A 14,769-nucleotide genomic window follows, 5' to 3' on the forward strand; every position below is an offset into this window, starting at 1 on the left:
GATATCCCCAATCCCCGCGCCTTGGAGAGGTCTCCTCTCCGCGGCCCCGAGTACCAGGATGTCGTCCCGGGAATCGACGAACAGGGAGATTCTCGAGTAGAGCCTGACGGTTCCAAGAACCCGAACCCTCTGACCCGGCTCGAGTTCGACGCCGTAGGGAGGATAGACCGCTATCTCCTCGCTGCCGTTCCAGAGGAGCGTCTGCCTGCCGGAGTAAACGACGACCCCCTCGACCTCCCAGGGCATTCCATCGACGGGGCCGTCGGGGAGGCCGAGTCGTCGATAGTGGAGGGGGTAGAACCTCCCGCCGTGCCAGAGGCCCTCGACGCTGACCATCTCCCCCTTAGCGGCGTCTATCGGGAACGCAAGCCGTATCTTTGAGGGTGTGAGGAGGTAGTATCCCCGCGAGGGCCAGTACGCTCCAGTCACCGAGTCGAGGGGGAACGTCGGTTCCGCGAGCTCCACGCTCTCGGGTCTCATCCTTGGACCGGAGGTTGAGTTGTACGGGACGCCCGTAACCCGGTAGACCCGTCCAACGTCGAGTGAGGCATAGACCCCGACGCTCTCCGTGCCGTTGGTCAGGATGGAGAATCCATCCTCAGAATACACACAGAGACCAACGAACGCGCTGGACTCGACCCGACTTTCACTTACTGCCGCCAGTGCAGTTAAAACCACAATAGAACCTATCAACAATACAAATACGATCCTTATATCACTGACCATGGTCAAAAGTAACCACTGAACCTTAAAAATTTTACCCTCTCCCGGGGTGCATGAGGAAATAAAAGTCAGTACACCTCACCGCTCGGGTAGACCACTATGCCCTCCTCGGTTATCTCGAAGGGGTACTTCTTCATCGAGTGCTTGGTCTCGCGCATCTTCCTTATCAGGAGATAGCGCTTCAGCTCGACCTCTTTCTCGACGAAATCAAGAAGGACAACCCCCCTTGCTATGTACTCCTCCATTCCGTAGCGGCTTATTTTACCCCTTCCGGGGTCTGGAGCCTCAGTGGTCAATATTGAAGCAACCCCCATCTCCAGGAGGATAGTGTTCAGCTGAAGCAGGACCTCCCGTATCCTGGACTCGTCATGCAGTCTGAAGGCGATGGATGGAATTGAGTCGATCACAAGCCTTTTGGCATCGATTGCCTTGACGACGCGGTAGATGTAGCGGAGAAAGTCCTCCGTGTTGAGATTGCCCTCAAGCACATACTGCTCCTCAGAGGGAAGCCCAACGACCGCGCTTACACCATCAACAATGGCGATCTTCTTCTCGCGCTCCAGCCTCTCAAGATCCCACCCAAAGGTGGCCATCTCCTTCCTGAGATCCTGGGCCCTCTCCTCAAGGGTAACGATAACGGCAGGTTCGTTATATAACTCAGCTCCCTTGTATGCAAACTGAACGGCAAAAGTTGTTTTTCCGCTACCAGTTGGACCGGTGACAAGGACGGTGGTGCCCTTGGGGAAGCCTCCCTGAATTAAGTCATCAAAGCCAGGGATGCCGCTCTTCACCCTCTCCACTGCGTATCTCCCCATTTAAATCACCCTTGAACGTTAGTCGGTAATGCTTTGACCTGATCACCCACTCTAATATAACTTCTGGATTGAAAAGAATATAAAACTTTTGGAATTCCACCCACGTCACTCCGCCGTTGGTGGGATAAAGTCCAAGATTTTTCTTTCATGGGAAAGATTCTCTGAGAAACGGGATACCTTTCCAACAAAACATTTTTTTGCCCGTTAGCAATAATCGAGACCAATACCCTGAAGAGGTGAAGCCATGCTGGATCCATTCGGGCCCGAGGCCAGGCGGCTCGTTAAAGACGAGTTCGGTGGAATAACCGAGCTGCTCATGATAATACCGTCGTACGTTGGGATTGATGCCGCCCTCGAGAGGGTTAGCTGGATAAAGTCCGGGGAAATACCCAAGGACATTCTTGAGCTGGAGGGGATACGGGATCTGCTCACATTCTACGCACTCCTGGGAGCGCTGGCCTTCTCGCCGTACGGCCTTGAGAGGGAGGTCGTCAGGGAGGCCAACCTGAGGATATACCACAGGAGGATACTGCAGAAAGGAACGCTCGTGGGGGTTTCCACACCCCTCGAGGCAGTCCCCGGCGGCGAAATCCCCGAGAGGGACAGAACCATACTCGAGAGAACCCACCACACGGAGCTGTCCCCCGACGAGAGGAGGAAGCTGCGGCTGGGATACAGGATACACTTATCAAAGTTCCTGGAGCTGTGGGAGGGCTCCCTCAAAGAGGTCTACGTGAGGAACGGATACGCGTACCTCACGGAGGAAGGGGCCATTGAGCTGTGGAAGCGCTCCTTCGAGAGGAACTTCGACAGGGCGGTGAACCTGCTCTACGAGATAAGGGACGAGCTGCCCGACTACTACCTCCGGCTCTACGAGAAGCTCGGCGAGATAGCGCGGGAGCACTACAAGGAGAGGCTGGAGAGGATGGGCTCCGCCAAGGCGCAACCGCTGCGCTTCGACCTGTTCCCGCCGTGCGTCAAGATTGCCCTGGGCGGCGTTCCCTCGGGCCTCAGGAACTACGCTATAACCGTTCTCCTGACGAGCTTCCTGAGCTACGCCAGGCTCTGCCCCAATCCCCCCAGGAGGGACGTGAGGATAAAGGACTGCGTGAGCGACCTGGGCGTTGTGGAGAGGGAGATACTGCCCGTGATCATCGAGGCAGGCAACCGCTGTTCGCCGCCCCTCTTCGAGGATCAGCCCCACGAGGTAAAGAACATCTGGTACCACCTCGGCTTCGGCCTCACGGACAGCCCTACCCTTGAGGACAGCGGGAACTCGACCTGGTACTTCCCGCCCAACTGCTCCAAGATACGGGCCAACGCGCCGGAACTTTGCAGGCCAGACAGGGACTGCAGGAACATCAAGAACCCCCTGACCTACTACCTCAGGAAGCTCTACCTTGAAAACCGGCGGAAGGGAGAAGGCGAGGGCGGAGAAACGGACGAAGGGGCCAAAGAGGGCGGTGAGGAAAATGGCTGAGCTCCTCAGGGAGATGACGAAGGAGGAGAGAGCGCTCTATTACAGGAGGGAGTGGAGCGCAGAGAAACTGCCGGGGTTCATAGTCGAGAGCCTGGAGAACAGGGAGTTTGGATTCGACCACAGCGGCGAGGGGCCGAGCGACAGGAAGAACGTCTTCCTCGACGTCCGCGACCTGGAGGACTACGTGAAGACAACCGCCCCCTACGCGGTCTATTCCAGCGTCGCCCTCTACGAAGAGCCCAAGGATATGGAGGGCTGGCTCGGGGCCGAGCTCGTTTTCGACATAGACGCGAAGGACCTGCCCCTGAGGAGGTGCTCCCACATCCACGAGCACGGCCGGGTGTGCCCGATATGTCTCGAGGACGCGAAGGAGCTGGCGAGGGACACCCTCGTGGTTCTCAAGGAGGACTTCGGCTTCGAGGATGTCCACGTGGTCTATTCCGGCAGGGGCTACCACATCCGCGTTCTAGACGACTGGGCGCTCTCCCTCGACGGCAAGGCCAGGGAAAAGGTTCTGGCATACATCAGTGCCGCGGAGGAGATAACTTTCGATGATATCCAGAGCAGGAGGATAATGCTTTCCTCCGGCTATTACAGGGTCTTCCGCCTCAGGTTCGGGTACTTCATAAGGAGGGCCAACGAGAACCACCTGTTCAACATAGGCCTGAAAAAGGGCCAGGTTGAGAAGCTCCTGGAGGGAAGGGAGGAGATATACGAGGGCTTCGTGCGGAAGGGACTCCTAACCGCGTTCCCGCGGGGAATAGGATACAAAACCCTGACAAGGCTGTTTTCCCTCTCGAGTACGTTCTCAAAGGCCTACTTTGACGGTCGCGTTACGGTCGATGTTAAAAGAATCCTCCGCCTCCCGTCGAGCCTGCACTCAAAGGTTGGACTCGTGACGACGTACATCGGCTCGGATGAAAGAAAGCTCGAAAAGTTTAACCCATTTGAGGATGCCGTTCCCAGGTTCAGGAAGAATGAGGTCAGGGAAGCCTACGAAGAATGGCTGGAAGAGCACGGGGATGACCTGTGAACGGAAGGATAAAAATCGCCACGGCGATGCTGATATGGGGTAGCGTGGGGATATTCGCACGCTTCTCAAACCTATCCGGCCTAGGGGTCGCCTTCTTCAGGGTGTCCCTCGGCGCCCTCCTGCTCCTCGCCATCCTTGCCGGAAAGAATGAATGGCTCCAATCGCTCCCCCCACTCCTGAGGGCCAGATGGAAGCCCCTCCTGGCACTGGGCGTTTCCCTCGCCTTAAACTGGGTTTTCCTCTTCACGGCGTTCAACTACACCACCATAGCAAACGCGGTTCTCGTCTATTACATAGCCCCGATAATAGCGACGGTTATCTCGTGGCGCTTCCTCGGTGAGAGACTGAACCTGAAGAGCTGGCTCCTGATAGGCACCGCATTCACGGGGCTTATCCTGATTATGAGCGGCCAGAACATCGATTTGGGCAACAGAGACTTTGTTGGAATCTTACTCGCCCTGACTGCGGCTTTCTTCTACGCCATGATACCGAACCTCGGGAGATTCCTGCGCGGGATCGATGGCAAAACGCTGACGTTCCTCCAGCTCGCGATAGCATCGCTCGTGCTCGCCCCGTTTATGGCGGTTTCAGGCGTCGAGGAGCCGGCCTGGTGGGCGGTTCTCGTCCTCGTCGGAGTCCATACCGTTCTGGCGCTGTTCCTTTACATGGACGGACTCAAAGAGGTGGAGGTCAACGAGGCGGCCCTGCTGAGCTATTTAGACCCAATGAGCGCGGTGGTGTACGCGTTTCTGATATTCGGAGAGGTCCCGGGGGTTAGAACAGCACTCGGAGGGGTCCTGATACTCCTCGCATCCCTGCTGGACATTAGGGCGAGGGGGTCGTAGCCCGCCTTCTGTCTCAAGGGGACATTCGACTGAGCGGCCTACCACGGGGCTCGCACCGGGACTTCATCGCCCCTCCCTCGGCCTTGCACCCCGCGGGACGGCCGTTTCACCGGTCCCCGACGGGTCGTCTGCGGGTTAGCTCGGAGCCCGTCGCCGGGTCCTTCGCCGCTTTCATCCCCATACCCGCCGGGACGTGTCGTTTCTGCGCCGTTGCCCCCCCTCTCGGGAGGTGCCTCGCGGCACCGCGGCCCCGGTGAGGTGGGCGGAACTTCCTCGGGAGCACCCCGAGAGTCCCCGACCCCCTCGCCGTGAGTAGTTTGGACAACCGGAATAAAAAGGTTGGCATTTGGGACATTGAACGAAACAAAAAGGAAGTGAAAGCTCACTTCTTCCTGGGGAGCTCCTTGTTCTCCTTAAACTCCGGCTTCTTGGGCCTCTTGAACCTGCCCAGGGGGGAGCGCCTCTTGGGCTTTGGCCTGACGCGCTTCTTCCGGGTCCCCTCCGCGCGGTTCAGGTAGTAGAAGGCACCCACCGCCAGGAGGATGAAAGCCACTGCCACGAGGCCGATCCAGGGGGCCCTGGAGCCACCGCCACCACCAGCAGTCGTGGTGGTTCGATGGTGCGGTGGATGAGGTCGTGGGCGTGGGGGACGAAGTCGTGGTCGTCGGCTCGGGGGGCTCCAGGTAGAGCTGTCCCTTCGCGGTGCTCGTCTCCCCTGCTGCGGTGAGGGCAAACTCGTAGTAGACAGTCTTCCCCACCGGAACCTCAAACTTCACCGTTATCTCGCTGGTCCCGGGGGGTATGGATTCCTCTATGGAGTCCTTGTACATTACCCCCTCATCCGAGGATATCCTGTAGGTGAGAACGCCGTTCACACTCCCGTTCCCGGGGTTTTCGACGGCGAGCTTGAAGAGCACCTCATCGTTGGCAGTCCTCTCGTAGGAGACGTTTGCGAGCACGGGGGGAGCTGAAACGGTGTAGGTAACGTTGCCTTCCCCGATCAGGCGTTCACCGAAGGTCAGTTTTATGACGGCCGTGATGGAGCCCGACACGTTAGTTGGGAGGGAAACTTCGAGAACCGTTGTACCCCCTCCAATCTCCGTTGGCTCCACAGCCCTCGATATCAGCTCCCCGTCCCCGTAAGCATCAACTGTCAGGTTCATGCCGATGAGCCTCTCGGAGAGAACCGTCACGTACGCCCTGTTGTCCTCGTTCACCTTCACCTCGTCGGATTTTAGGGACACCCCCACCAGCGTGACCCCGAACTTTACGGGGAAGTCTTTGGAGTACCTGTACGTGCCCCCATCGTACCTGAGGAGATAGTGGAGCCGGTACGTCCCGGGGGAAAGGTCGTATCCGACGGGTACCTCAAACTGGACGAGGTTGTCCCCGGGTACGAAGGTCAGCGTCCTGTTCTCGAAGAAGTAGGTTTTTCCATCCCTGACCAGGGAGACCTGCCCCACCGCGGAGACGTTCCCGTGACCGATGTTGGTGACGTAGGAGAAAACGACTATAGTCTCCCCGTTCAGAACGTAGGATGAGCCGGGCCTGTCCTGAACGTAGGCCTCGACGTCGCCAAACTTTAGGGGGGAGCCCATCACGGTAAGGGCCACATCAACCGGAACAACATATATGAGACCGTTTTGTGTCGATGCAATAAAATTGAGCCGAAGTGTGTAATTGCCGGGGGAGACGTTGCGCGGGCACTCCAGCCGATAGCGCACGGTGTGGGTATCGCCACCCTGCCAGTCAGTGAACACTGACGGGGAGATTGTAAAATTGAACCCATTAACACGGTTCATGTTCTCGTCAAACACCAGGAAACCCCTGTAGCTAACTACATGATAGGTGAATCCAACGGTGCTCCTGAGAGTTAGTGCCCCCTCGGAGTAGTCGCCCCTCACAACCGAAATTGCGTCAGATGTCACCAGCCCGGATTGGGCGGAGACAAGGTGAGCAGTGGAAAGCAACATCAAGGACAGCAGTAAAACGCCCGCCTTTTTCATGAACCTCACCGGTTATTATTAAGTGCAATTGGATATAAATTTACCTACCGTGCAGGGACAGAAAGCACCCAGAGAGAATGAGAAAAACCGTGAACGCAATAAAAAGCCAGTACGCACGGATACCGGAGACGTGGGGGCGGATTATCATGCCGAGGATCAGAAGCATTGCACCATACAGGCTGGCAAAAATCCCCAGGGCAAGGTTAACGGGAACCCCTAGAATCATCATGACGCCCAGAATGGCCCCCGCCAGCACGGTGACGTGGGGCACCGTGAAGATTAGGTAGTCCTTGAGAACCTTAGTGTCCTCGTCCATGGTCATCACTCCGCTATGAACGCGTAGGTTGTGGTGGTCGGGAGAGCCCGTCTAATCCTCGGAAGCAGGTAGCGGGGATAAAGCTCCTCGTCCCGCTCCTCCAGGATGCTGTAGGTGCCCAGGATTTTATCTATGACCTTGACCTCCACGCGCCCCCTGACCCTGAAGTAGCCCCTGTGGAGGGTACTTATCTCCAGGACTATGGGCACCTTGAGGCGCTCGCACTCATCACCGTCCACCAGGCCCCTCAGGTACTCAAGCTCGGAGCGCCGGAAATAGTGATAGCTCCCGTCGCGGAGTCTAACGCTGGGCTCCTCCTCCGCCAGGAGCTGGGAAAGGGTGGGACGGAGAGCGGGGAGGTAAAGGTTCATCCTCGCGATCTCCCTGTTCAGTATGTCCTCCGCCTTTGTCATGTTTATGGCTACGGCCGAAGCACAAAAAGCTTTGTTTAACATTAAAATGTAAATTTCATATGATTTTGACAACGGAATGAACATTTTGCTGTCAAAGGGTGGAAGTCCCGCACATCCGCTCGTCATAGTGACAAAAATCCAGTGAAAAGGCTTTTATCAGATTAATCGTTCAGTAATCTGGCATAAAAATTGAACGTTAGAACATTCGACGGTGATAAAAATGAACGAAATTTCCACGGTTGGAATTGGTCATGGGGCCGGGTCGCCGGGGTTCGTCCAGCTGGTCTTCGTCGACATCAACGGGGTTCCAAAGGGCATGGAGATACCAGTGGATAGATACGAAGACGCGCTGGCGGAGGGGATAGCCTTTGACGGCTCGTCCATATCCGGTTTCCAGAGGATAGAAGACAGCGACCTCGTGCTGAAGCCCGATCCGACCACCTACACCGAGGTCCCGTGGGAGGGAATAGCGAGGGTCTATGGATACATCTACAAAGACGGAAGCCCCTACGGTGCGGATCCGCGGGGGGTGCTCAGAGCGGCGATCGAGAGACTCGAAAAGGAGGGCTTCAGGGCATACATCGGCCCGGAGCCGGAGTTCTACCTCTTCAAAAAGAACGGAACGTGGGAGCTTAAGATACCCGACAGCGGGGGCTATTTTGACCTCGTCACCCTCGACAGGGCCCGCACCCTGCGGAGGGAGATAGCGCTCTACATGCGGGCCTTTGGCCTCGTCCCGGAGGTTCTTCACCACGAGGTCGGGAAGTCCCAGCACGAGATAGACTTCCGCTACGATGAGGCCCTCAAAACGGCGGACAACATAGTCAGCTTCAAATACATCGTCAAAGCGACAGCCGAGATGCGCGGTTTATACGCGACCTTCATGCCCAAGCCCATCCACGGATCTCCCGGGAACGGGATGCACCTCCACATAAGCCTCTGGAGGGACGGAGAGAACGCATTCATCGGGGAGGACGGCCTCAGTGAGACCGCACTGCACTTCCTCGGTGGCCTGCTAAAGCACGCGAGGGCCCTCTCGGCGGTCACGAACCCGACGGTGAACAGCTACAAGCGCCTCGTCCCCGGCTACGAGGCTCCCGTTTACATCAGCTGGGGCTACCGCAACAGGAGCACCCTGATAAGGGTTCCCGCGTTCTGGGGCAACGGGGCCAGGATAGAGTACAGGTGTCCCGACCCCAGCGCCAACCCATACCTGGCATTCGCGGCGGTTCTAATGGCCGGACTCGACGGAATAAAAAGAAGACTGGAGCCGGAGGCGTACACCGAGGCAAACGTCTACGAGATGGAAGACTCCGAGAGGGCCGGACTCGGGATAGGTACCCTGCCCGAAAGTCTCGGGGAGGCGCTCGACGAGCTGAAGAGGGACCGGGTCGTCAGAGAGGCCCTGGGCGGTGCCTACAGGAACTTCGTGGAGCACAAAGAACGCGAGTGGGAAGACTACCTGGAGTACCTAGCCTCACGGGACATTCCCCAGGAAACAAAGAAGGTGACGGAGTGGGAGCTCGAGAGGTACTTCCACGTCTAGCGGGCTTCCTCCGGCCCCTCCTTCTCCCCCATGTGCACTATCACCGAGCCCCCTATGATCAGGGCGGCGCCGGCGAGCTGTGCCACACTCAGCCTCTCGCCGAAGAGAACGAACGCCAGGACTATGGCAACCACGGGTTCTATGGTGGCAACTATGCTGGCCCTGCTGACCTCAACTTCCTTTAGCGCATGGTTGTAGAGGATGTAGCCGAGAAACGTCGGGAAGAATGCCAGCGCGAAGAGATATGGAACCGCCCCCGTTGGGACGCTGAAGTCAGTGAAGGGAAGGAGAAACAGGAGTCCAAACAGGAGGGTGTAGAAGAGGGCCTTCTCGGGTTCCTCCTTCCTCACCGCGAGCTTGGCTAGAACCCCGTAGAGAGCGTAGGTCAGTCCGGTCAGGAGGCCGAAGAGAAGCGCCCTGGTCGAGAACTCGGCCCCGGAACCGTTGACGAGGACTACGCCCGCCATGACCATGACGAGGGCGATGAGCTTCTCCCTCCTCAGGGGTTCTTTGAAGATCAACCTGCCCAGAACTATCGAGTACACCGGGGCGGTGTAGAGGAGAAGGACCGCGAAGGAGACTGACGAGATGGTCACCGTGTAGAAGTAGAGGGTATAGAAGAGGAAGATGCTGAAGAATCCGTAGATGGCGTAGAACTTCAGCCTCTCCCTCCCTATGGACAGTCCAATCCCCCTGAGCTCAAGGTACGTACCGAGGAGCATCAGCGCGAAGAGAACGCGGTAAAAGACCATCGTGAACGGACTGAGGCCAAAGCCGTCGAGGTACTTGGCAAATATGCCAAGGGTACCCCAGCTCGACGCGGCGAGAAAAACTAAGAGGTATCCCCTCCTCATGGGCTCACCTCAGAGGGTGGGGCCAACCGGAAGGCGCCTCTTATGCTCGCTGCCCCTCACCAGTCTTTCGACGTATTCGACCATCTCGACGCTTATTCCAAGCTCCCTCGCTATTTCAGCCTTCTCCATTCCAAGGTCAACCATGCGCCAGAGTATCTCGTCGAGGAGGCGGTAGCTTATCCCGAGCTCGTCCTCGTCCGTCTGCCCCTCCCACAGGCCGGCCGACGGCTTCTTTTTGATTATCCTCTCCGGAACTCCAAGGAGCTTTGCTATCTCCCAGACCTCGGTCTTGTAGATGTTTATGAGAGGAGCGTAGTCGCTGGCACCGTCGCCCCATTTCGTGAAGTACCCAGTGAGAACCTCGCTCCTGTTGCTGGTTCCGAGGACGAGGCGGTTCATTGCGTTGGCGTGGGCGTAGAGGAGCACCATCCTCGTCCTTGCCATCACGTTCCCCCTGCTCTTGATGTCGAGCCTTCCAACGGCCCTCTCGAACTCATCGACGATGGGCTTTATGTTGACTATTTTGTAATCAATCCCCAGGCTTTCGCATACCAGCCGGGCGTCGTCAAGGTCGCGGTTCTCGTAGTAGGGCATTATCAGGCCGAGAACCCTCTCCTTTCCGAGGGCCTCCACGGCGAGATATGCAACGGTGGCGCTGTCTATGCCCCCGCTTATACCAACAACGACGCCCTCGGCGCCGGCCCCATCAACGCTCTCCCTTATGAACCCGGTTATCCTCCCAATGACAGCGCTGTAATCAAGCTCCCTCATCTCCTACCCTCCTTCACATCCCTCAGTAGCTGGGAGTACCCCATGAAAGCCATAACAACCCCAACCAGCATCAGCACGAAGGCCACCACCGAGTAGATGGCGTAGGGGTAGTCAATGGCCGTCGCGCTGTAAGTATAGTTCACGCTCCCGTTAAAAATGTATATCACCGGCCTCTCGCTCGGGTGGAGCGTTATCTCGCGGTTCACAATCGTGTAGTTGGTCATTTCGGTCCCCCGAATCAGGGAGAGGTTGGCACCCGAAGAGGAGAGGATCAGCGTTCTGTTGTGGTACAGATACTCAGTCTCGAATTTATCATCACCCAGGTAGTGCATTCCCTCCCCCAGGGTCCCACTGGCCGAATAGACCTTGCCAACGCGGTAGAAACCCGCCGCAGATATAACGAGGGCGAGGACGAGCATTATCAGGCCAGCCTTGAGAAGAGGGTACTCCATGGCATCCCTGAACGTTCCCATAGGCATCACCCAGAGTAAAGAAAAGAAGAAGATCAGTACTTGCCGACGAGGTGGCACTCCGCAAAGTGGTTGTGCTCGTACTCGACGAGCTGCGGGTGCTTGGCGTCGCAGAGTCCCTTCTGGGCGTAGATGCACCTCGGGTGGAAGCGGCATCCGGGCGGTATGTCAACAGCGTTGGGAACCTCACCCTTGATGGGCAGCTCCTTGATGACGTTTCTGCGCTCCGGTTTGGGCTCCGGAACGGCCGCTAAGAGAGCCCTTGTGTACGGGTGGAGCGGGTTGTCGATGACCTTCTCGACCGGTCCCATCTCGACTATCCTACCCAGGTACATGACCGCCATCCAGTCGGCAAAGTACCTCGCTGTGGACATGTCGTGGGTGATGTAGAGGTAGGTGACGCCCATCTTCTCCTTGAGCTCCTTCATCAGCTCGAGAACCTCAGCACGGATGGACACGTCAAGCATCGAGACCGGCTCGTCGGCGACGACGAAGGTCGGGTTAAGGATGAGGGCCCTTGCTATAGCCACACGCTGCCTCTGACCACCGGAGAGCATGTGCGGGAACCTGCCGACGTAGTCCTCCGGGGGGGTTATCTTGACCATCTCGAGGGCCTTGTATATGAGCTCCTCACGCTCGGCCTTGGTCTCACCGATGCCGTGTATGAGCAGCGGCTCCTCGAGGATGTCGAATATCCTAAACCTCGGGTTCATTGAACTGAACGGGTCCTGGAATATCATCTGCACGTGCCTGCGGTAGTTGAGTATCTCCTCCTTGGTCTTGACGTGGGTGACGTCGTTGCCCTCGAGGTATATCCTTCCGTCCGTCGGCTCGAGGAGCTTGACGATGAGCTTTCCGGTGGTTGATTTACCACAGCCGCTCTCACCAACCAGGGCGAAGACCTGTTGCTTGTATATCTCGAAGCTTATGCCGTCAACGGCGTGAACCTTCTTCTGCGGGGCACCCTTGATGGTGTCCACGAAGCCTCTCTTGATGGGGAAGTACTTCTTGAGGTTTTCAACTTTAAGTACCGGCTCGGCCATTTCTCACACCTCACAGCAGCCAGCATGCGGCGTAGTGGTCCTTATCAACTTCCTTCAGCTCGGGCTCCTGCTCCTTACAGACCTGCATAACGTATGGGCACCTCGGGTTGAAGCGGCATCCCTTCGGCGGGTTGATGAGGTTGGGCGGCTGTCCCGGAATGAACTCAAGCCTCTCAATGTCCTCGTGGAGCCTCGGTATAGCTGAGAGGAGCTTCTGGGTGTACGGGTGGGCCGGCTCGTAGTAGATCTTCTCGCTGTCTCCAATCTCGACGATCTTGCCCGCGTACATGATGGCAACGCGGTCGCTGATCTCGGCGAGGATGCTGAGGTCGTGGGTGATGAATATCATGGAGAGACCGAGCTCCTTCTTGAGCTTCTTCAGGAGGTTGATGATCTGGGCCTGGACAACGACATCGAGGGCCGTTGTCGGCTCATCGGCTATGACCACCTCGGGCTCAAGCAGGAGGGCAGAGGCTATGATGACACGCTGCTTCATACCTCCCGAGAGCTCGTGGGGGTAGCGGTAGACGATCTCGGGGTCGAGACCCACGAGCTCAAGGTACTTCTGGGCCCTGTCAATGGCATCGTCCTTGCTCATGCCCTTGTGGAGGAGGAGCGGCTCGATCATCTGGTGACCGACGGTGTAAACCGGGTTGAGGGCGTTCATGGCACCCTGGAATATCATGGCTATCTTCTGCCAGCGGACCTCCTTCCTGAGGACGTCCTCTGGGAGACCGACTATCTCCCTGCCATCGATCTTGATGCTGCCTCCGACTATCTTACCCGGTGCGGTGGGCATTCCCATAAGGGTAAAACCGAGGGAGGACTTGCCGCATCCGCTCTCACCGGCAAGTCCCAGCACCTCGCCCTTCTTGAGGTTAAAGGTGAGGTCATCGACGGCCTTGACGACACCCTTGTTGGTGAAGTAATACATCTTGAGGTTCTTAACTTCGAGTACGTTCTTGGCCATTTATACCACCTCACAGCTTCCTGAGCCTCGGGTTGAGTATCTTATCGAGGGCCGTACCTATGAGGACGAAGGTCAGGCCGACGACAGCTATACCGAGCCCGGGCGGGAGGACCCACCACCAGTAGCCCTTAGTCGTCGCCGCCTGCGCCTGAGCCGCGTTGAGTATCTGTCCCCACGTAACAGCCGTCGGGTCTCCGATACCGAGGAAGCTCAGGGAAGCCTCGGCGATAACCGCACCCGGAACGCTAAGGGCTATGACGGCGAACGCGTAGGGCAGGAGCTGCGGCAGTATGTGCTTGAAGATTATCCTTCCGTTGCCGGCACCGAGGGCCCTGGCGGCCTCAATGTAGGTCTGCTCCTTGATCTGGAGGGCCATACTTCTCGCAATCCTCGCTATTCCCATCCATCCGAAGATGACCAACAGCAGGACTATGAACATCAGGGTCACGTGTCCCACCGTGGCACCGATGAGGATGAGTATCGGCAGGCTCGGTATTGAGGCGAAGATCTCGTTGATACGCATCATGAACTCGTCGGCGTTTCCACCGAGGTACGCACTTGTAACTCCATAGACAAGACCTATGAGGGTGCTGAGGACGGAGACGAGTATACCTATGACGAGCGAGACCCTGCTACCCCAGATGATGCCTGCCCAGAGGTCCCTTCCGAGGTAGTCGGTACCCATGGTTCCGTAGCTCCTTCCAAGGAAGGTGATCTTTATGTCATCGATGATGACCTTGTTCTGGTCGGGGGCAGGGTTGTCGATCTTGAGGACGAGTTTGTAGTCGCCCCAGAGCGGCTCGGGGTTGTTTACAACATCCTCCGCTTTCATTCCAGGCTCAACCTTGGCAAAGGCCGCGGACACGAGGGTGTTGATGTTCATGATGACTATCGGGTCCATCTGCGCCTGAAGCGGATCGAGCTCCTTGCCCTCGGTAACGTTGACGAGCCACACGTAGATGTTGGCGGAGATTGCCGCGTCCCTACCGACGGCTATGGTGGTGGAACTCGTGAGGGGCTTGTTGTTCACGAGGGGAACGGTCTTTCCATCGGGCCTCTCAAGGTACAGGCTGTATGTAGGAGCCTCGGACGGGGTGTTCAGGGTCACGTTTATGTTCCTTATGATGATTCCCTGAGGACCGAGGTAGTAGCCCTTCGAAAAGCTGTAAGGGGCCTCAATCAGGATTTCGGTGTTGCTCGGGTGGGTGATCGAGAGCTCATCGCTGTAGTAAGCTACCTGGGGAACGAGCTTCTGGGAGGTGAACATATTGTACCAGGTCGGCGGAACGTTCTTGGGGTTGTCCTCCCAGTAAGCGGAGCTCCTCCACTTATCAGGGAGGTCCGGTATTGTTGTATACGGGGCTGTAAGCGCGACGAGGACAAGGAGGATGAGGAGAAGGACGCCGGCTATACCGGTCTTCTCCCTCTTAAACTCTTCAAGGAATTCCTTAAATCCTTCTTTGACGTCGACCCATCTCATCGTG

Annotated in this window: 14 protein-coding genes, 1 other RNA gene and 1 pseudogene; 4 read left to right on the plus strand and 12 right to left on the minus strand. The window is 57.3% G+C overall.

The window, feature by feature from the left end:
• Together APY94_RS02130 and APY94_RS02135 are read right to left on the minus strand one after the other, a co-directional pair.
• Positions 1 to 726: pseudogene (locus APY94_RS02130) on the minus strand (hypothetical protein); the annotation flags it as partial.
• 65 nt (positions 727 to 791) lie between these two features.
• Entirely contained in the window at positions 792 to 1,538 is a 747-nt protein-coding gene (locus APY94_RS02135) for an ATPase domain-containing protein (protein WP_058938074.1), read from the minus strand.
• 244 nt (positions 1,539 to 1,782) lie between these two features.
• Here APY94_RS02135 and priL point away from each other — a divergent pair, with 244 nt between their 5' ends.
• The 3 genes from priL to APY94_RS02150 are packed head-to-tail and all read left to right on the plus strand — an operon-like array spanning position 1,783 to position 4,896.
• The gene (gene priL / locus APY94_RS02140) at positions 1,783 to 3,018 is read left to right on the plus strand and encodes a DNA primase large subunit PriL (RefSeq protein ID WP_058938075.1); all 1,236 of its coding nucleotides are present in this window, start codon (positions 1,783 to 1,785) and stop codon (positions 3,016 to 3,018) included.
• The gene (gene priS, locus APY94_RS02145) at positions 3,011 to 4,051 is read left to right on the plus strand and encodes a DNA primase catalytic subunit PriS (RefSeq protein WP_058938076.1); all 1,041 of its coding nucleotides are present in this window, start codon (positions 3,011 to 3,013) and stop codon (positions 4,049 to 4,051) included. The genes priL and priS overlap by 8 nt, the downstream gene beginning before the upstream one ends.
• Positions 4,048 to 4,896: a DMT family transporter gene (locus tag APY94_RS02150; protein ID WP_058938077.1), complete on the plus strand. Its 849-nt coding sequence runs from the start codon at positions 4,048 to 4,050 to the stop codon at positions 4,894 to 4,896. Before priS ends, APY94_RS02150 begins: the two co-directional genes overlap by 4 nt.
• Here the strand turns inward: APY94_RS02150 and rnpB are convergent.
• The 4 genes from rnpB to APY94_RS02165 all read right to left on the minus strand — a co-directional run bounded on the left by rnpB (position 4,882) and on the right by APY94_RS02165 (position 7,631).
• Positions 4,882 to 5,203: RNase P RNA component (gene rnpB, locus APY94_RS02275), an RNA gene on the minus strand. The two genes, APY94_RS02150 and rnpB, sit on opposite strands and share 15 nt — an antisense overlap.
• Positions 5,204 to 5,309: 106 nt before the next feature.
• Positions 5,310 to 6,911 (minus strand): hypothetical protein, encoded by a 1,602-nt coding sequence (locus APY94_RS02155; RefSeq protein ID WP_245610386.1) that lies wholly within the window; start codon positions 6,909 to 6,911, stop codon positions 5,310 to 5,312.
• 31 nt (positions 6,912 to 6,942) lie between these two features.
• Positions 6,943 to 7,218, minus strand: a complete 276-nt coding sequence (locus APY94_RS02160; protein WP_058938078.1) for a hypothetical protein — start codon at positions 7,216 to 7,218, stop codon at positions 6,943 to 6,945.
• Between the two features lie 5 nt (positions 7,219 to 7,223).
• Positions 7,224 to 7,631 carry a DUF61 family protein gene (locus APY94_RS02165; protein WP_058938079.1) on the minus strand — a complete coding sequence of 136 codons (408 nt, stop codon included), beginning with the start codon at positions 7,629 to 7,631 and terminating at the stop codon, positions 7,224 to 7,226.
• A 220-nt stretch (positions 7,632 to 7,851) separates the two neighbouring features.
• Between APY94_RS02165 and glnA the strand changes: the two genes are divergently transcribed.
• A complete protein-coding gene (glnA, locus tag APY94_RS02170; protein ID WP_058938080.1) occupies positions 7,852 to 9,177 on the plus strand; it encodes a type I glutamate--ammonia ligase in 1,326 nt (441 codons plus the stop codon).
• Here glnA and APY94_RS02175 read toward each other — a convergent pair.
• From APY94_RS02175 to APY94_RS02200, 6 genes are read right to left on the minus strand one after another with little or no spacing between them, the layout of a single operon-like run.
• On the minus strand, positions 9,174 to 10,031 hold the full coding sequence (locus APY94_RS02175; protein WP_058938081.1) for an EamA family transporter: 858 nt from the start codon (positions 10,029 to 10,031) through the stop codon (positions 9,174 to 9,176). The genes glnA and APY94_RS02175 overlap by 4 nt on opposite strands.
• Before the next feature lie 9 nt (positions 10,032 to 10,040).
• A complete protein-coding gene (locus APY94_RS02180; protein WP_058938082.1) occupies positions 10,041 to 10,802 on the minus strand; it encodes an NAD+ synthase in 762 nt (253 codons plus the stop codon).
• Positions 10,799 to 11,275, minus strand: a complete 477-nt coding sequence (locus tag APY94_RS02185) for a hypothetical protein (protein WP_058938083.1) — start codon at positions 11,273 to 11,275, stop codon at positions 10,799 to 10,801. The genes APY94_RS02180 and APY94_RS02185 overlap by 4 nt, the downstream gene beginning before the upstream one ends.
• A 32-nt stretch (positions 11,276 to 11,307) precedes the next feature.
• Entirely contained in the window at positions 11,308 to 12,315 is a 1,008-nt protein-coding gene (locus APY94_RS02190) for an ABC transporter ATP-binding protein (RefSeq protein WP_058938084.1), read from the minus strand.
• 10 nt (positions 12,316 to 12,325) lie between these two features.
• Entirely contained in the window at positions 12,326 to 13,285 is a 960-nt protein-coding gene (locus APY94_RS02195) for an ABC transporter ATP-binding protein (protein ID WP_058938085.1), read from the minus strand.
• Positions 13,286 to 13,295: 10 nt separating this feature from the next.
• Positions 13,296 to 14,765 carry an ABC transporter permease gene (locus APY94_RS02200; protein ID WP_058938086.1) on the minus strand — a complete coding sequence of 490 codons (1,470 nt, stop codon included), beginning with the start codon at positions 14,763 to 14,765 and terminating at the stop codon, positions 13,296 to 13,298.
• Positions 14,766 to 14,769: the final 4 nt, after the last annotated feature.

This window comes from Thermococcus celericrescens (assembly GCF_001484195.1).
Lineage (GTDB): Archaea > Methanobacteriota_B > Thermococci > Thermococcales > Thermococcaceae > Thermococcus > Thermococcus celericrescens.